General features: G+C 62.0%; 13 protein-coding genes. 2 read left to right on the top strand and 11 right to left on the bottom strand.

The genetic code is table 11. The features are described from left to right. Window positions 1-95: 95 nt before the first annotated feature. Both ABM428_RS02680 and ABM428_RS02675 read left to right on the top strand, forming a co-directional pair. Window positions 96-752, top strand: coding sequence for a response regulator transcription factor (locus ABM428_RS02680; RefSeq protein WP_184583366.1), 657 nt, complete (start codon window positions 96-98; stop codon window positions 750-752). Beyond that, window positions 749-2107: a HAMP domain-containing sensor histidine kinase gene (locus ABM428_RS02675; RefSeq protein ID WP_353628141.1), complete on the top strand. Its 1359-nt coding sequence runs from the start codon at window positions 749-751 to the stop codon at window positions 2105-2107. The genes ABM428_RS02680 and ABM428_RS02675 overlap by 4 nt, the downstream gene beginning before the upstream one ends. A gap of 57 nt (window positions 2108-2164) precedes the next feature. Here the strand turns inward: ABM428_RS02675 and ABM428_RS02670 are convergent, their stop codons facing one another. The 11 genes from ABM428_RS02670 to nirB form a co-directional block, all read right to left on the bottom strand. Continuing rightward, window positions 2165-3862 carry an ABC transporter ATP-binding protein gene (locus ABM428_RS02670; protein WP_132997464.1) on the bottom strand — a complete coding sequence of 566 codons (1698 nt, stop codon included), beginning with the start codon at window positions 3860-3862 and terminating at the stop codon, window positions 2165-2167. Between the two features lie 31 nt (window positions 3863-3893). After that, window positions 3894-4658 carry an ABC transporter ATP-binding protein gene (locus ABM428_RS02665; RefSeq protein ID WP_132997463.1) on the bottom strand — a complete coding sequence of 255 codons (765 nt, stop codon included), beginning with the start codon at window positions 4656-4658 and terminating at the stop codon, window positions 3894-3896. Then, window positions 4655-6637, bottom strand: a complete 1983-nt coding sequence (fhuB, locus tag ABM428_RS02660) for a Fe(3+)-hydroxamate ABC transporter permease FhuB (RefSeq protein WP_132997462.1) — start codon at window positions 6635-6637, stop codon at window positions 4655-4657. Before fhuB ends, ABM428_RS02665 begins: the two co-directional genes overlap by 4 nt. Beyond that, window positions 6634-7455, bottom strand: coding sequence for an ABC transporter substrate-binding protein (locus ABM428_RS02655; protein WP_240790829.1), 822 nt, complete (start codon window positions 7453-7455; stop codon window positions 6634-6636). Before ABM428_RS02655 ends, fhuB begins: the two co-directional genes overlap by 4 nt. Before the next feature lie 53 nt (window positions 7456-7508). Then, entirely contained in the window at window positions 7509-9647 is a 2139-nt protein-coding gene (locus ABM428_RS02650) for a TonB-dependent siderophore receptor (RefSeq protein ID WP_132997460.1), read from the bottom strand. A 102-nt stretch (window positions 9648-9749) separates the two neighbouring features. Further along, window positions 9750-10652: an AraC family transcriptional regulator gene (locus ABM428_RS02645; protein ID WP_240790828.1), complete on the bottom strand. Its 903-nt coding sequence runs from the start codon at window positions 10650-10652 to the stop codon at window positions 9750-9752. 102 nt (window positions 10653-10754) lie between these two features. Then, window positions 10755-12173 carry a siroheme synthase CysG gene (cysG, locus tag ABM428_RS02640; protein WP_132997459.1) on the bottom strand — a complete coding sequence of 473 codons (1419 nt, stop codon included), beginning with the start codon at window positions 12171-12173 and terminating at the stop codon, window positions 10755-10757. Then, window positions 12170-13105 carry a glycosyl transferase family protein gene (locus ABM428_RS02635; protein ID WP_132997458.1) on the bottom strand — a complete coding sequence of 312 codons (936 nt, stop codon included), beginning with the start codon at window positions 13103-13105 and terminating at the stop codon, window positions 12170-12172. Before ABM428_RS02635 ends, cysG begins: the two co-directional genes overlap by 4 nt. Continuing rightward, window positions 13102-15678, bottom strand: a complete 2577-nt coding sequence (locus ABM428_RS02630) for a nitrate reductase (RefSeq protein ID WP_132997457.1) — start codon at window positions 15676-15678, stop codon at window positions 13102-13104. Before ABM428_RS02630 ends, ABM428_RS02635 begins: the two co-directional genes overlap by 4 nt. Next, the gene (nirD, locus tag ABM428_RS02625) at window positions 15675-16010 is read right to left on the bottom strand and encodes a nitrite reductase small subunit NirD (protein ID WP_132997456.1); all 336 of its coding nucleotides are present in this window, start codon (window positions 16008-16010) and stop codon (window positions 15675-15677) included. Before nirD ends, ABM428_RS02630 begins: the two co-directional genes overlap by 4 nt. Beyond that, window positions 16007-18433, bottom strand: coding sequence for a nitrite reductase large subunit NirB (gene nirB, locus ABM428_RS02620; RefSeq protein WP_353628140.1), 2427 nt, complete (start codon window positions 18431-18433; stop codon window positions 16007-16009). Before nirB ends, nirD begins: the two co-directional genes overlap by 4 nt.

Raw genomic sequence — 18433 nt, 5'->3', positions numbered from 1 at the left:
CTCGCAGAAAATAGAATGCCCTAAGCCTGAAACTATGATCATGTCAGCATCAGCCGAATTGGCTAAGCCGCGTCTCGGAACTGGACAGTAACATTATGCGCATACTCTTGATCGAGGATGAAAAAGCTTTGGCGCGGCCGCTGAAAGAGCATCTGGAGGCGGATCGTCACATTGTCGAATGGTTCTGCACCCTGGACGAGGCAGACGCCGCGCTGCGTACGCTATCCTATGATGTGGTACTTCTGGACCTGCAGTTGCCTGATGGCGACGGGTTGGATTTTCTAAGCAAACTGCGGGCAAAGGCCATGCGCACGCCGATCCTCATTCTCACTGCCCGCGACAAGGTGTCGGACCGAATAGAGGGGTTGAACAGGGGGGCTGATGACTATGTGATTAAGCCTTTTGACCTAGATGAGGTCAAAGCGCGCATCCATACCGTCTGTCGACGCAGCGCCAACCAGTTTGCCCAAACGGTTCAGTTGCACGATGTGGTGGTCAATCTGTCCGATCACACCGTCATGCGCGCTGAACAGCCCGTACGTCTGACCGCTAAGGAATGGGGTGTCTTCGAAACGCTACTGCGCCGCAAACCCCAGATCGTGCCGAAGGAGAGCCTTGAAGCTGCCATCTATGACTACGGCGAAGAAGTCGAAAGCAACGCGATCGAGGCACATATCAGCCGTTTGCGCACGAAATTAGGCAAAGACCTTATCGCCACGCACCGTGGTTTAGGCTACGCCTTGACCTCATGACACGCCGCCACAAAAGTCTGGTTCAGTCGCTGCTTGGGTCGCTGCTTGTGCCCGGGCTGGCGGTGATGGTGATTGGCGTTTTGATCGTCCAGCATATCTTCAAGGACGAGTATGACGAGCTGCTTGATGCCAGCCTGATTGGCAAGGCGCATCTCTTGGTGGAGTTCATCGAAACGGCCCAAGGCGACGCGGGCTTTGACGTGGGCGGCTTGCTGGATTTTGAAAGCAAACTGCGTAAGCCGGATGAACGCGCGTTGATGTGGTATCTGGATCCGGATGGTCAGGTCTACGCGCAGTCAAAAAGCGTTGGTGCTTTTGCGCTTCCCACGCCATTGGCCACCGGGCTAAGCACCGCCGCCGGGCATCGCTTTATCATGCTCCGTTCAGATCAGCCCGAGACGGGCAGCGTCGTTGTGGCCGAGCCGATGGTGGAACGCAATGAGGCGATAACCGATGTGGTGATCGCTGTGGCGATCGGTTTTGGCCTGTTGGGGGCGCTTTTTGCGGTATCCTCCTTCTGGGCGGTTCGACGATCAGTCGCGATGATTGCCGAGCTCAGCCGGAACATCGCAGAAAAGAACGAACACAACCTTTCCCCGATTGAACGCGAGAATGTCTTTTCCGAAATAACCCCGGCGATTGATACGCTTGACGGGCTCATGGGGCGACTTGACCGCGCCATCACCGCAGAACGTGCCTTTGCCACGAATGCCGCGCATGAATTGCGCACCCCCGTTGCCATTTGTCTGGCGCAGGCGCAGCGGCTGCGGGCAAAGCTGAGCGACCCCGCAAAGATCGACAATATCGTCGAAATCGAAACAGGTCTGAAGCGGCTTGAGCGCTTGATCGAGCGCCTATTGCAATTATCAAGGGCGCAATCAGGACTGGGCCTCAATGCGGTCGCGACGGATGTTTCCCCGGTGATCACGCTTTTGATGTCCGAGATGCGCAGCCGAAGCCGCGCCCCGGAAAAGATCGAATTGAAGTTTCCCGAAACACATTTTTCAACGCGCGTTGATCCGGATGCCCTCGGGATCATCCTGAACAATATGTTCGACAACGCCCTGAAGCACGCTAGCGGCCCTGTGCCCACGGTTGTAGACGCCAGCCAATCGGGGAGAGTTGCCGTCGTGAACGATTGCGCCCCTCTCTCACCTGCGGACCTCGACCGCATAAAGCAGCGGTTCAACCGGCGTGGCGCGCTGTCAGACGGATACGGGCTGGGACTGTCGATCATACAAGATCTATGCGCCCAGTCCGGATGCCAACTTGAAATTTACGTACCCCGGGAACTGAGCCCGCGCGGTTTTGCCGCCGTCTTGCGCTTGCCCGAGACGACGAACGATCCAAGGTGACTTTCCCCAACAGTTCCGGAAGCACGCCCAAGCGGCCCAAGCGTTGTAAAATGCGTGTCAGGTCAGCCGCGCGTAAAGGCCATTGCGCGCGCGCAAGCTGTCGTGCGTTCCGGCTTCGACCTTGCGCCCTGCCTCCATGACGATGATCTGGTCGGCATGTTTCACCGTCTCAAGCCGATGCGCGATAATGAGCGTGGTGCGGCCCTTTGAAAGCCGCTCCAACGCCTGCTGGATGTCGCGCTCCGTCTCGCGATCCAGCGCCGATGTTGCCTCGTCCAGGATCAGGATCGGCGGGTTTTTCAGGAAAGCGCGGGCGATGGCGACGCGCTGTTTCTGCCCGCCCGACAGCATGACACCCCGCTCGCCCACAATGGTTTCCAGCCCCTCGGGCAGTGCGGAGACGAGCGCGCCCAACTGGGCATTCTCGACCGCGGCATCCAGTTCCGCCGCCGTGGCATCGAGTTTTCCGTACAGGATATTCTCGCGCAGGGTGGACCCGAATAGGAACACATCCTGAGAGACCAACCCGATCTGAGAGCGCAGACTGTTCAGGGTCATATCCGCAATGTCGATCCCATCAATCGTAATCCGCCCGCCGGAAGGGTCGTAAAACCGCGGGAGCAATGCCAGAAGCGTTGTCTTGCCTGCACCCGACGGCCCAACGAAAGCCACTGTCTCACCGGCTTTGGCGGTCAAGGTGACGTTATGCAGAACGGGCAACGGGCTGTCATAGGCAAACGACACATCTTCAAAAGCGACCTCGCCTTGCGTGACGGTCACTGCGACGGCATCCGGCCGATCGCTGACATCGCGGTCGGTCTGCAACAATTCGGTGTAGCGTTGGAAACCGGCGATACCGCGGGGATAGGTTTCGATCACAGCGGCAATTTTCTCCAGCGGGCGGAAAAAGACGCTGACCAGCAGCAGGAAGCCGACAAAGCCGCCCGTGGTCAGCGACCCTTCCAGCACAAAACCAGCACCCGCCACCATCACCACAACCTGCACGAAACGCAGGCCCATGTAATGGATCGCACTGGCCTTCGCCATGATCGCATAGGCCGACAGTTTGGTCCTGCGATAGGCTGCGTTGTCACGCGCGAACAACGTTTCTTCGTGATCTTCATTGGCAAAGGCCTGCACGACCCGGATGCCGCTGATGGCTTCCTCCAGGCGCACGTTAAAGGCCCCCACACGCGCATAGATATCGCGCCAAGAACGGGTCATGCGCGCGCCGTAGACGGCCACCACCCAGACCATCAGCGGCACGATCACGACCGTAATCAGGGCAAGCGTGACATGCAGATTGATCATCAACGCAAAGGCTCCGACAAAGGTGACCACCGCGATAAACAGATCTTCGGGACCGTGGTGCGCGACCTCGCCTATTTCTTCAAGGTCGCGGGTCACGCGGGCGACAAGCTTGCCGGTGCGCGCCCGGTCATACCAGCGCCAAGACAGCCGGGTCAGATGCGAAAAGGCGCGGCGGCGCATCTCGGTCTCGATCTCGATCCCCAGACGGTGCCCCCAATAGATCACCACCCCCATCAGGGCGGTATTGACCAAATACACCAGCAAAAGCCCAATCGCGGCTAATATGGTCAGCCTCAGATCGCCAAGCGGTAGCAGGTGATCTATGAAGGAGGTGATGGCGAGCGGGAAGGCAAGCTCCAGCAAGCCGGACAGCACGGCAGAGCCGAAGTCGACCCAGAACAGGCGCGTGTGGGGACGATAGTATTCGAAAAATTGGCGGAGCATAAGGCTGGCTTTCGGATGAATATGGTCGGGGTCAAATCGGGTGAACGACCGGGCTGGGCTTTGTGTCGATGACCTGCATGGGCAGTCCGTAGATCCGCTGAAGCGCGTCGGGGTCGAGCAAGGAGTGCGCCGCGCCGTCAAGCGCCACGCGCCCGGCATCCAGCGCGATAACATGATCGCAAAAGCGCACCGCCATATTCACGTCATGCAGCACCACCACGGCAGAAAGCGCACCGGCGTTGACCGTTTCACGCAGCAGCCCCAGCACGTCGATCTGATGGGCCACATCCAGCGCCGAGATCGGTTCATCCAGCAGCAAGCTACGCGCTCCCTGCGCCAGCATCATCGCTATCCACGACCGCTGTTTTTCCCCACCTGACATAGTGTCGACCATCTGGCCGCGCTTGTGCTCCAGACCACATTGAGCAATCGCCGTATCAATCATAAAGCGATCCTCGGGTCCCAATCGACCCAAGGCTCCGCGCCACGGGTATCGGCCAAGCGCGACCAGCTCCTCCAGCCACAGCCCTTCGGTCGGGGGGGTTACCTGCGGCAGAAATGCCAGATCGCGGGCAAAATCCCGCGGCTTCCAGTCCCTCAGATCTTGGCCGCCATATTGGATGGTTCCGGCGCTCGGCCGGGTTTGCGCGGCGAGCATTTTCAGCAGCGTTGATTTGCCCGACCCGTTGCGCCCGACAAGCGCCGTGATCCCCGGCTTGATCACCAAGGAAAGGTGATCGACCAGCCGCCGCTTGGGCACGTCAAAGCAGACATTTTCGAGCGTAAAGAGGGTCATGCGTGTCTCCGTCCGAGCAGGGCAATGAAAAGCCAGGGCGTGCCGATCAGCGTCGCGAAAAGCCCCAGCGGCAGGTCGTAGGGGTAGCTGGCGGTGCGCGCCCCAAAGGCCGCGAGGCTCATGAGCAACGCACCCAGACACCAGCTGGCAGCCAGAAACGGCGCAGGGCGCAGCAGGCCAAGGCTGCGGGCGATATGGGGGGCCATCAGGCCAACGAAACTGACCGGGCCGACCAGCACGCTTGCCGCGCCAGTGGCCAGCCCTGCCGCCAGCACAACGGCAAGCCGCACGACGCCAAGCGGCACCCCCAGACCCTGCGCGACACCCGATCCCAGCGGCAGGATGTCGAACCAGCGCGACAGCAAAAGCGCCGCGCCAAGCGCCGCCACCGCCATTGCGGCAAGCGCCATCGCCCCTGCGACCGTGACCCGTGTCGCACTTCCCGCAAGCCACCCCAGCAGGGACCATGCTCTGGGATCACCTGACGCCATAATCGCTGCCAGAAGGGCCGAAGCGAAGGCTCCGATCGCCAGCCCTGCCAGCAACAGCCGCGCCGGTGCCATATTACTGCGCGCCGCATAGGCGGACAGGATGATCAGCGTCGCCCCCGCCCCGCCAGAAGACCCGAGCGCCAGCGCCACGGGCGACGGGGCAGGCAGCAGGAACAGCGTCGCCGCATAGCCAAGCGCGGCACCACCGGTCACACCCAGAACCTCGGGCGCGGCCATCGGGTTTGCCGTCACCCGTTGCAGGGCCGCCCCCGAAAGCGCCAGCAGCGCTCCGGCCGCGGCAGCCGCCAGAATGGCCGTGGCCCGCAATGGCACGAAACTCGCCGCAATCGCGCCCGATATCACGCCCCAGCCCTCGGGTCCGCGGGTGCCAAACAGGCTCAGCACGGCAAAGGCGACCGCCGCGCAGGCCAGCAGAGCAAGCCGCCGCCACGGGTGCGGCGCGCGCGGTGGCAAAGTGTCGTTACGTTCAGCCTCGGGCGGGACAATGTTGCGCAATCGCGGGAGCAAAGCGATCAAAAGCGGCCCGCCAATCAGCCCGGTCAACGCGCCCGTCGGCAGTTCTGGCAGCCCAAAGGCGGCAAGCGCCAGCAGCGCGCTGTCCACCAGCCACAGCAGCAGCGCGCCCGCCAGTGGCGCGGCCAGCAGGACTTGCGCCACGCTGCGCGCGCCCAAACGCCGTGCCAAGGCCGGTGCCGCCAGCCCGACAAACCCGACCAGCCCCACCTCGGCAGAGACCATGGCCGAGACGAACACCGCCAACGCAAGCGCCGCGACCCGTATCGCCCCGACTTGCGCCCCAAGCGCTTTGGCCGTGGCCCCGCCAAGGCTTAGGACCACCAGTGGCCGCACCAGCAAGGCAGCTCCTGCCGCCCCCAGCACCAGCACCACAGTCAGTCGGGTCACCCCGTGCCAACTGTCTTGTGAAAGCGCCCCGCCGTTCCAGATCACCAGCGACAGCAGGTAATGCCCCTGCCCCAGTGTGAGCGCGGTAGAGATGGCGGAAGCAAGCATGCCCACCAGCATCCCCGCGATGGTGACCGTAACAGGCGCAAAGCCACGCCGCGCGCCAAGCGCCATGACAATGAGCGCTGCAAGCCCGCCTCCGACCAATGCGACAGGGCCGGGACCAAGGGCGAGCATATTCGGCCAGAGCAGCGTGGCGCAGACCAGCGCCAGCTGTGCCCCCGAGGCCACGCCAAGGGTCGTTGGATCAGCCAGCGGATTGCGCAGCACCGCCTGCATCAAGGCACCCGACAGCCCCAGAAGCGCCCCGATCAGCAGGGCAATCACGGCCCTCGGCATCAACCCGAAGGCAAAGAGGATCTGTTCGGGTGACAGGTCTTGCGGACCTGCGACGGGCAGCACCCATTGCGCAGCGGGCAGGGCGGCAAGCGCTGCGATGGTCCATAGGCACGCCGCGCCGAGGGCGGCCACAAGGGGCAGCGTCAAAAAGGGCGGACGGATCATGCGGTTTCCAGCGCGGTCACAAGATGGGACGCAAAACGCAGCCCGGAAGGCGCGCCGCCAAAGGGCATCTGATCGGGCAGATACGACACGCGACCCGCCCGCACGGGCGGCAGCGCGGACCAAAGCGCGCTTTGGCCAATCGCGCGCCGTGCGGTCACCGGCAAAGCGCCCGCGATGACTAGATGCGCCTGCGGAAAATCGATCAATCTGGACAGAGGGACCGGGGCATTGAATCCGAATTCAGTATCGCCGCCCCAGGCATTCGTCAGGCCGATCCGGCGAAGCGCCCCGCCATATAGGCTGTCGCTGCCATAGATCTGCACATGACGCGCATCCCCCACCGTCATCACCACAAAGGGGCGCACGGCAAAGCCTGTTGCCCGTACGCGCAGCGCATCGAAAGCGGCCTCAAAGTCCTGACGCACCCGGTGGCCCACCTCTCCGCGGTCCAGCTGTATTGCCAACGTTTCCAGCGCCGACAGCGCCTTGGGCAGTGCGGGTTCAGTCGGGATGAACATATTTTGTGTGAACACCGGTGCGATACGTCCCAACTGCGGTTCAACGAAACTGTAGAAATTCGACGACAGGATCAGGTCAGGGGCGACAAGGCTCAGCGCTTCGAGGTTGGGGCTGCCGCGCAACCCGACATCCGCACAGTTCGGGGGCAGCGTCACCGCCGTACCGCGCAGGAATTGACGTTTCTCAGCTACGGCAACCAGCGGCAGGTCGAGCGCGGCAGCGGTTTCCGCCATCGCCCAGTCAATCGCGGCGAGGCGCGATCCCCCCCAAGCGCGTGCGCCGCGCGCGCGAGATGCCACAAGAGCGCAGGCTCCTGTGGCAATGATCGCGCGGCGCGTGAGGGTGATGGGTTTTACCACTTCTTGGACAGCGTCGCAGAGATCGTGCGCCCGTCGCCATAGTAGGTCGAGAAATAGCCCACCGAAGAGACATAAGCCTCGTCCGTCAGGTTGGTCACATTGACCTGCAGCTCTGTGCCGTCATCAAAGTCATAGGACACAGCCGCATCCAGCAGCGTCACAGAGTCGAGCTGATTGGCATTGGCGTTGAACGCATAGCGTTCCCCGATGAACCGCGCGCCTGCGCCCACGGTCAGCCCGGCAAGCGGTCCGCCCTGGATCTCTTTCGATGCCCACAGCTTGAAGGTATGTTTCGGGGTCAGCCCCAGTTCGTTGCCATTGTTGTCACCGCCGATGATCTCGCTGTCGGTAAAGGAGTAGCCGCCCGTCACGCTCCAGCCGTCGGCCAGATTGGCACGGCCTTCCAGCTCTAGCCCGCGGATACGGGATTTGCCGACCTGATCATAGGCCCGCACCCCGGCCCCATTCTGCACATAGACGGGGCGGTTCTTTTCTTCGAGCTGATAGACCGAAGCCGACAGATAGGCATCAAGGGTGGCGGGTAGGTATTTCGCGCCAACTTCCCATTGCTCGCCCGTGGTCGGGTCAAGCGCTGTGCCCATATCGCCCGGCTCTGCAAAGCTTTGGAACGAGGTGCCATAGGACAGATAGGCCGACACGCCATTGTCCCAGACATAGCCAAGACTTGCCTGACCGGTGGTGGCGCTGTCGTCGCGTGTCAGATCAACGGTGCCGGGCGTGCCGCCAGAGCCCGGAACGGTGTAGAGCGTGTTGGACTGCCCTTCGGATTTGTTGCGATCATGGCGCAAGGCCAGACCCGCGCGCCAATGGCCATATTCGATTTCGTCGCTGGCGTAGATGCCGACCTGTTCCACGGTCACATTCTTGTTCGCATACCAGCTTGCCCCGTCGCGCACCGGCGTGATCGGGCTGTAGTCTGGCGCGGCAAAATCAATGCTGTCCTGACCATAGTAAAACACGCTGAGCGCAGATTCTTCGAACCGGCTGGCATCGATACCAAAGGCGAGATTATGCAGCACATCGCCGGTCAGCGCCGAGCCTTCAAGCCGCAGGTCCGTGGCATAAGACGTCACATCTTCGTCTTGCAACAGCTGTGTGCGCGCCACATCGGTGCCCGTCACGCCGCCGACAGAAAGGTTGGAATAGGACCAGTCGAATTTCGTCACGCCCGTGTTGCTGACCAGCCGCCAGCCATTATCGAACGTATGGGTGACCTGCGCGCCCAGATTAAGCACTTTGCGGTCGCCGTACTCCAATGCCTCGTTGCCAAAGTAGAAGTCGCGCAGGTCTTCATCGGAACGGGTGCCGACCAGCCCGTTGGGCACGCCCGAGGGGGAATCCGGGTCGTCATCCTGATAGGACAGCAGGAATTCCACCGTCGTTGCATCGGTCGCCTGGTATTTCGCGGCAAAGCCCAGATAGGCCCCGGGGTTGTCGTATTCATCGATCCCCAGAACGCGATTGCCCGCCTTGCCGACGATGCGGTAAGCAAAGCGGTCATCGACCACGCGGTTGGCATCGCCAAAGACATAATGGGACCCGTTGCCATCCGCATGCAGGCCCAGCTCGGTCGTGTCGCCATCAGATTGCGCGCGTTTCTGGATCAGGTTCACCAGCCCGGCGGGCGACCCTGCCCCGTATAGCACCGAATTTGGGCCGCGCAGAAGCTCCACCCGTTCCATGCCGTAAAGATCAAGCGAGGGCGCGCCATAGTTCGGGCGCGTAGAGCGGCTGAATTGCAACCCGTTAAGGTAGATCTGGTTTTGCAGGTCAGCCCCGCGGACCGAAATTGAATCAAACCGCGGATCGGCCCCATAGGCTTCGGTCACGACACCCGCCGCATAGCCAAGCGCCTCTGACAGATTGTTGGCGGCCGTATCCTCGATCTGGTCGGTGGTGACCACCGTGACGGAGGACGGCGTTTCCAGCAAGGACCGCCCGCTTTTGGTCGACGCCGTGGTACCCGCGGCATAGCCCACCACCGGGCCGGTCGGGTCTTCTTCGGACTGGATGATGATCTCGCCCAGATCGACGGCGTCCTGCGCCGTCGCCACACCGGCAGACAGGGCCAGCGCGCTGGTCCCCAGCATCAAGAAAAAGGTGAACTTCATGGATATACGTCCCGCTGTTTATTTTTCCGAGTATTTAACTCAGCTATAAGGCGACGTCTTGAACGCATCCGCCGTCATTTGTCCCAATCCGCTGTAAACGTATCACTGAATATCGCGTCGCCACTGCGATGGCGGCACCCCGACAGACCGGCGAAAGACCCGTGACAGATGGGCCTGATCGGAAAACCCGGTTGCCGCGGCGATGTCGGCAAGGGGGCGTCCGGGGTCGGCCATCATCTCCTTGGCGGCGACGACGCGACACTCGGCGATCCAGCGTTGGGGCGACAGACCCGAGGTTTGCTTGAACGCGCGGCTGAACCAGCTTTCGGAGAGCCCCGCCAAATCGGCCAATTCGCCCACCCCGACGGGGCGAAAGATATTCTGCGCCATGTACTGCCGAACCGCCGTCATATGCTGAGGCGACAGTCCGCCGGACGCAGGCAGGGCGTTTTGCGACGGCGGGTCCATCACTGCGCCCAAAAGCGATTGCAGCAGGCCTTCCAAGACCATCGTCCCACGTTGAGGGGTCTCTACTTCGCTGGCCGCAAGACGGCCAAGGGTCAGCAGCACGCTATCCTCCGACGCAAACATCACGCGGCGGGGCAGATCTGATACACCGATCGCACCAAGCCGTGTCTGCAATGCCGCCGCGTCAAAATGGAAATCTATATGGCTGAGCCTTTGGGCCTTGCCCAGCTTGCTCCACAACGGGGTGCCCGCCGGAACAAAGAAAGCGCGCGTTCCGAATTGGGCCGTCGCCCCCTCGCCCGTTCGAAGCGCGATCAGCGGCAGGGTGTCATCCAGAAAGACGACAAGGCGCGGATCCGGTGCGGTGTAGTACCCGCCGCCCCCTTGGTCCCCGTCGACATGCCAGACATCTGCGATAGCCCCCGACAAGGGCCGAAACCGCAAGGGCTTGATCGTGCGCAGGTTGCGGGTCTGCGCCTCCATACGAGGGACAAAAACCTGTGGCACATAGGATTTTGATAGAGGGGCGGATGACATGACGACGCGCTGAGACAGCTCCAGAATTCTGAAACCATTTTCTGACAAATTTACTCGGATAAGTCAATTCCCCAACATCCCCGCGGGGATCGTCACCAAGGGTCAGTCTTGCACCATTGATACGACGCGCCCAACTGCGCTTTGCGCCATGGGCATATGAGCCTGTTGTGCCTCCCGAGGCCACCGGATGAACAGCATGGCCTCGCCTGCGATCCTATTAGCGCTCAGCGTCGCTTCCAGATCTTGAAGGGAGCAGCGCAAAACCTTCTGATCCTTGCGCTGCGCTTTCGCGGCGATTTGCAGGTCGAACTGAACCCCCGGATGCGCTGTCTTTAGGTGATCCACAATCTGTGGCGCAGCCCCCACAGCCATGTAAAGCGCCACGCATGTGCCGGGTCTGATATCCTTGATCGGTTCGGGCACCGTATATCCATCTTGGCGATGGCCGGTCGTCAGCACCACGGTGTCGATCTTGCCCCGATCCGTCAGGCTTTCACCGATGCTCGCGGCCGCGGCGCAGGCCGCGGTGACGCCGGGGATGATCTCGAAAGCGATACCGCTGGCTTTCAGCGCATCGACTTCTTCTGTGCTGCGCCCGAACACCCCCGGATCACCACATTTCAGACGCACAACGCGTTGGCCGCGTTTGGCAGCCATCACCAGGGTCTGTGTGATTTTCTCTTGCGGCCAACTGTGACAGCCCGGAGCCTTGCCAACGTAAATGCGTTCGGCGTCACGACGGGCCAATTCAAGGATTTCAGGGGCAAGCAACCGGTCATAATAGATCACATCCGCCTCTTGCAGACGCTGCACGCCGCGCAGGGTGATCAGATCCTTCGCCCCCGGCCCTGCGCCAACAAGGCTGACGCTGCCGCCCGCAGCGGTGCCGAAGTCGCCCGTTTGGATGGCCGACTTGATACGCTTGGCCGCCGCGCGTTCGGCACCGGCGGCAAACATCCAGCGCGGGCTGTCGTTGAAAACCCAACGCCACAGATCGCGACGCGCGCGCGGATCAAGGCGCGCAGACGCTTTCCCCCGCAACCGGCCCGCAAGTGCAGCAAGATCCCCCAGCCGCGGCTCGAGCATTTCCTCTACTTTCGTCTTGATCTGGCGGGCCAGCACCGGGGCTGTCCCCTCGGTGCCGATGGCCACGACCACCGGATCACGGTCCACGATCGAAGGCGTGATCGCATCGCAAAGCTGTGGCTGGTCGACGACGTTCACAACCGCCCCGGCCTCTTTGGCCAAAACATGCAGCGCCATGTCCGCACCAGGGCAGCCAGTGGCGATAAAGGCCAGCGCGGTGTCTGAAAAGCTGTTCGGGGTGATTGGACCGTCGTGAAGTGTGACACGGCCCGATGCAGCAAGGTCCGACAGTTCGGCATCGAATGTAGCGGCCCAAATCTCGACCGTCGCTTCGGTTTTCAGGATCAGTCGCGCCTTCTGGGCGGCCTGTTCGCCCCCGCCCATGATCACGACGCGGCGGCCCGCCATTTGCAGGAACATTGGAAATGTCTTCATGCGGATTGCTCCTTTGACTGGTGTCGCTGGTCCCAAAGGCTGCGCGCCATTTGGTCGGCTTGAGAAAGTGTCGGAGACGCCTTCAGCGTCCACAGCGCAAGTGCCGCAGTGCCGGTCACCGTGGCGACTGCGAAAGGGTCGTCCACGCGCCCGTGCCACAGGCCCTGCAGGTCGATGACATCGCCTGTTTCATGCAAACGTCGGGTGTCACGCAGGATTGGCGCGGCGGTCTGCTGGATATGCGCCCCGTCGCGCAGGCCGAACAGGGTGATGTCCTTGGAGGGATGACGCTCGAATTCGCCGCCGCCCCCTTTGATGATGCTCAGATCCTGCTGGTCCAATAGCTGCGCGGCTTGGGCCTGCAGGCTGCGGTACGACGGGTGGAACACGCCTTGCACCGTCGCCGGGGCCTCGGACGGGTTCCACATCCGCAATACCGTATTGAAGCACGATCTGAGGCCGAGCGTATCGCGCAGGTTCAAGATGCTGAATGCCGCAGGGCTTAGGGTTTCTAGCGGGGTATAGGCCACCTGCGGCCCGGCAAGATCAATCACCTCGCGCACCGATGCATTGGCCGATTGATGCGAATTCCACCCGTGCATCGAAATGCTGTAACCTGCCTGCCCCACCAGCCGCGCAGCAAGCAGGAACAGCGGCACCCCCCGGCTGCGACCTGCGGCATAGGACGGCCAGTCCAGATCCGCTTTGGGCAGTTTGCCCACCACATGTGCGCGTAATGCCGCGGTGAAACCGGCAATCTCTTCGGGGGTTTCGCCGCGCAGACGCATGACCATCAACAGCGCGCCGACCGCTTCGGGGGCAGCATCACCGCGTAAGATCAGCGCCATGGCGTCCTGAGCTTCGGCCAAGGTCATCGCGCGGGCACGCCCCTTGCCGCGCGCGACGATCCGGACATAGGAGGCCAGGCTCATTCTGCGGCCATCCGTTGCAAGGTCTGATCCAGCAAGGCGGCGAGTTCGGGTTTGCACGACCCGCAGTTTGTCCCCGCGCAGGTGGCGTCGCCCAAGGCCGCGACGGTAGAGGCCCCGCCGGCGATAGCGGCCAGCAAGGTGTTGCGCCCCACATCAAAACAGGCACAGACCGTAGCACCCGGGTCCGGCCGGTCAGCGGCATTGCGCCCGGCGAGCGCCGCCAACGCCGATGTGTCCGTCCCGATCAGCGCGATAATCGCACTGCGCGAGACAACCACCGGATTGGGGGATACGAAAAGCAGCCCGGTGATCCGCCCACCTTGGGTTATCGCAATCCGGACGCCACCGGTCGCCGCGTCGGACTGGAGCGAAAGATCACCCTCCGCCTGCCCCGTCAGAAGGCGGGCCTCTGCCTCCCAATCCTCGGGTTTTTTGCTGCCCGCCAGCTCTGCCTGCCAGCCGGTATTGGTGCGGGCCAAGGCGGCATAGGTGGTGCGCGGGGCGGGTTCCGCGATGCTTGCCAGAAAGCCGTACCATTTCGCCTTGAAAACCTCGGCAGTGACAGCGCTGGCCTTCAAGGCGGGTTGACCTGAAATCGGATCGGTCAGCGGCGTCATGACGCTATTGACCGTGCCCGCGGTGCTGCGCTGACGGGTCCAGTGCATTGGCGCGAACAACGCGCCTTGGGCGACGCGCGGGGTGATCAACGCCCGCATCAAAACACGACCACGGCTGTTTTGCAGCGCGATCAACGCCCCGGGGAGCGCCCCCAATGCGGCGGCATCAGCCGGGTTCATCTCTACATAAGGTTCGGCCAGATGTGCCCCAAGCCGCGCCGATTTGCCCGTGCGCGTCATCGTGTGCCACTGGTCGCGGTTCCGTCCGGTATTGAGCGTAAAGCGTGAATTCAGCGACACAGGCGATGTCACGGCAACCATCTGCGCCTTGCCGTCAGGATGATAATATTGCCCGTTCGCAAAGAAACGCGCCCCATTGCGCGGCCATTGGGTCGGCACCATTTTCGCGTAATCCGCATCGGCAAAAATGCTCAGATCAAGATCGCGCGGGAAGGCCGAAGCGGCCTGATCAAGCGCGACATATTCGGCAAAGACATCCGCGGATGAGCCATAGGAAAAGGCACCCGAAAACCCCATACGCTTGGCCACGTCGCTGATGATCTGCCAGTCGGGCCGCGCATCACCGGGGGCGGGCAGAAAGGCGCGTTGGCGCGAAATGCGCCGTTCGGAATTGGTCACGGTGCCGTCTTTTTCACCCCAACCGGTGGCGGGCAGCAGGACGTCTGCCAAAGCGTTGGTATCCGTCTTCTCCATGATGTCAGACGTAACAACGAAGGGCACATTTGCAATTGCCGCCGCCACGCCATCGGCATCGGGCAACGACACCGCGGGGTTGGTCGAGATCACCCACAGTGCCTTGATCTGCCCGTCGCCACAGGCCTCGAACAGATCGACAGCTTTCAGTCCCGGTTTGGTGCAGATCGTCGGGCTTTGCCAGAATCCCTGCACCGCGCTGCGGTGCGCTTCATCCCCGATCTCTAGGTGGTTTGCCAGCATATTGGCCAGACCGCCAACTTCGCGCCCCCCCATGGCATTGGGCTGGCCAGTCAATGAGAACGGGCCCATCCCCGGATTGCCGATGCGCCCTGTGGCAAGATGGCAATTCAGGATCGCGTTTACCTTATCCGTGCCACAGACCGATTGGTTGACGCCTTGGGAGTACGCGGTGACGACTTTGGGCGTGTTTGCCCAAAGCGCATAGAAATCGGCCAGTTCCCGAGCGTTCAACCCGCTGTCCGCCGGATCACTGGCCTGGGCCGCCGCCAGTGCCGCATCCAGCCCGTTCACATGGTTTTCCGTATAGGCCGTGTCGAGTTTTCCGGTCTCTGCCAGATACGCCAGCAACCCATTGAACAAGGCAACATCCCCGTCGGGGGCGATCCTCAGATGCACATCCGCCAGATCGGTGGTCGCCGTCCGGCGCGGATCGACATTGACGATCCGCATATTGGGGCGAGCCTGTTTTGCGGCGGCAATACGCTGGTGCAGGACCGGATGGCACCACGCCAGATTGGACCCGACAAGCACAACCAGATCGGCTTGCTCCAGATCTTCATAGGTGCCGGGAACGGTATCGGTGCCGAAGGCACGCTTGTGACCCGCGACAGAGGACGCCATGCACAGACGTGAATTCGTGTCGATATTGGCCGCCCCGATGAACCCTTTCATCAGCTTGTTGGCGACATAATAGTCTTCGATCAGCATCTGGCCCGAGGCGTAAAAGGCGACGCTTTCCGGCCCATGCTGCGCGATGGCATCGCTGAACCTCTGCGCCACCATATCCAGCGCCGCATCCCAGTCTGCCCGCACCCCGTTGATCTGCGGATGCAAAAGCCGCCCGTCCAGATCGATGGTTTCCCCCAAGGCAGCACCTTTGGAGCAGAGCCGCCCGAAGTTGGCCGGATGATCCGGATCCCCCTTGATTGTACCATCGGCGGCCGCCAGCACACCGCAACCTACACCGCAATAAGGGCAAGTGGTGCGCGTGAGGGTCATGCGGCGCTCCGCGCTTGCAGGAACGTCCGGTCCAGCAGGATGCGCCCGCTTTCCACCCGCGCCGGATAGGTCGCGACGCGGCCCGCGTCCGCGCCCTGCGCCTCTCCGGTCTCGAGAGAGAATACCCAGTTGTGCAGCGGGCAGGTTACGGATTTGCCATGCACGATGCCTTCGGCCAGCGGCCCCGCCTTGTGCGGACAGGCATTATCAAGCGCAAAGACTTCATCCTCAGCCGTGCGGAACACCGCGACACAGCCAAGCGTGGTCTTGATCATACGCGCACCGCGCTGTGGCACCTCCTCAAGTGCTGCGATATCGATCCAGCTGGTCATTCCGCAGCCTCCAGTGACAGGGTTGCAAGGGGTTTGTAGCGCTCGGCCTGCTGGGTCACGTGTTCGGCCCACGGGTCTTTGCGGTAAATCGTCTGGCTCAGCTCGAAGCGATCAACCAAAGCGTCGCCTTCGGCAGCAACCCGTTCCTTGATCCAGTCCAGACCGACCTTGGCCATCCATTTGTAAATGCGATCAAGGTATTTGGCATTCTCGCGATACAGCTGGGTCACCGCCTTGATCACATTGATCGCCTCTTGCTCGGTCGGCACCTGGATCAGCAATTCGGTTTCCCTGACGTCCATACCGGCCGCCCCGCCGATGCTGATCTGGTATCCGCTGTCGACACAGATGACCCCGATGTCCTTGCAGGTCGCTTCGGCGCAATTGCGCGGGCAGCCCGACACCCCGAGTTTCAGCTTATGCGGCGTCCAGGCCCCCCAGAGCTCTTTCTCAAGCTGGATGCCCAGTCCGGTGCTGTCCTGGGTGCCAAAGCGGCAATGATCCGTGCCGACACAGGTTTTGACCGTGCGCAGCCCTTTGGAATAGGCATGTCCCGACACCATGCCGGCCGCATTCAGATCGGCCCAGATGTCGGGGAGATCCTCGCTTTTTACGCCCAATAGGTCGATCCGCTGCCCGCCGGTGACCTTGACCGTCGGCACCCTGTATTTATCCGCCGCATCGGCAATGGCACGCAGTGCGTCCGGCGTGGTGATCCCCCCCCACATGCGCGGCACGACGCTGTAGGTGCCGTCCTTCTGGATGTTGGCGTGTTTGCGTTCGTTGATGAAACGCGATTGCGGATCGTCGCGATATTCCAGCGGCCAATCGGCAAGCAGATAGAAGTTCAACGCGGGGCGGCAGACATGGCAGCCGTCGGGCGTCTTCCACCCGCATTCCTGCCAGACCGCCGGCATCGAGGTCAGTCGCTGCGACTTGATCATCCGCCGCACGTCTTCGTGGGTCATATCGGTGCAGCCGCAGATCGACGCCGCGGCAGGCAAGACGAAATCATCCCCCAGCGTGACCGCCAATACCTGTTCGACCAGCCCGGTGCACGTCCCGCAGGATGCGCTGGCCTTGGTCGTCGCTTTGATCGCGCCCAGATCAGAGGCGCCCGCCGCGATGGCGTCTTCAATTTGTCCTTTGCAGATACCGTTGCAGCCACAGATCTCCGCGTCACGCGGTAAGGCTGCAACAGCTGCTAAAGGGTCCAGGGGGGGCCCCCCTTGGTAGGCCGGGCCGAAAATCAGCGTATCGCGCATGTCCGCGATGTCGGTCTTGTCGCGTATCAGGCCAAAGAACCAGTTGCTGTCGGCGGTGTCGCCATACATCACCGCCCCGATAACCACGTTGTTCTTGATCACCAGACGGCGATAGACACCCCGCGCCGGATCGCGAAAGACGATATCCTCGCGCCCCTCGCCATCGGCAAAATCGCCCGCACTGAACAGATCGCAGCCCGTCACCTTGAGCTTGGTCGACAGCTCTTTCGGGACAAAGGTCGATGACTGCCCCAGCAGGGTCTGCGCCGCCACCTTTGCCTGATCGTACAGCGGTGCCACCAGACCGAAAAGCGCGCCATTATGTTCCACACATTCCCCGACAGCCAGCACATCGGCGTCGGAGGTCACCATCTGGTCATCTACATGGATGCCCTTTCCAACGGCCAAGCCTGCGCCCTGCCCGAGTGCCACGTTGGGGCGGATGCCCACGGCCATGACCAGCAAATCGCAGGGCAGTTCCGTCCCGTCATCCAGCAGCAGGGCACGGACCTTGCCGCTCTCGCCCAGGATCTCCTTGGAGTTTGCGGCGCATTTGACGGTGATGCCCTTATCCGTCAGGGCGCGGCGCAGCAGATATCCTGCGGCCTCGTCCAATTGCCGCTCCATCAAATGCCCCATGATGTGCACAACGGTCACGTCGACGCCGCGGGCCGCCATGCCTGCCGCCGCCTCCAACCCCAGCAGCCCGCCGCCGATCACGACGCATTTGTTGCCTTCGCCCAGCCCCATCATCCGTTCGGTGTCTTCCAGATCGCGGTAGGCGATGACGCCGTCCAGATCGTGACCCGGCAAGGGGATCATAAAGGGGTTCGATCCGGTGCCCAGAACCAGCTTGTCATAGGACACCGTGCCGTTCTCGCCCGTGACCGTCTTAGCTGCACGGTCTATTTCCAGCACCTTTTCGCCAAAACGGCAGGTGATGTCATTTTCGGCGTACCATCCATCATCATGGGTCACGATGTCGGCATAGGTCTTCTCTCCCGACAGGACCGGGGACAGCATGATGCGGTTGTAGTTGCCCCGTGCCTCTGCATTGAAAAGGGTGATGTCATAGGCTTCGCGGTCCTGTTCCAGAAGGTGCTCCAGCACCCGACCGGAGGCCATACCGGCACCGATAACGACAAGTTTCTGTTTCAT

The organism is Sulfitobacter sp. TCYB15 (genome assembly GCF_040435955.1).
In the GTDB taxonomy this organism is placed as follows: domain Bacteria; phylum Pseudomonadota; class Alphaproteobacteria; order Rhodobacterales; family Rhodobacteraceae; genus Sulfitobacter; species Sulfitobacter pontiacus.
Note: the sequence above shows the minus strand (reverse complement) of the source record. Positions and strands in the feature narration are given on the sequence as shown.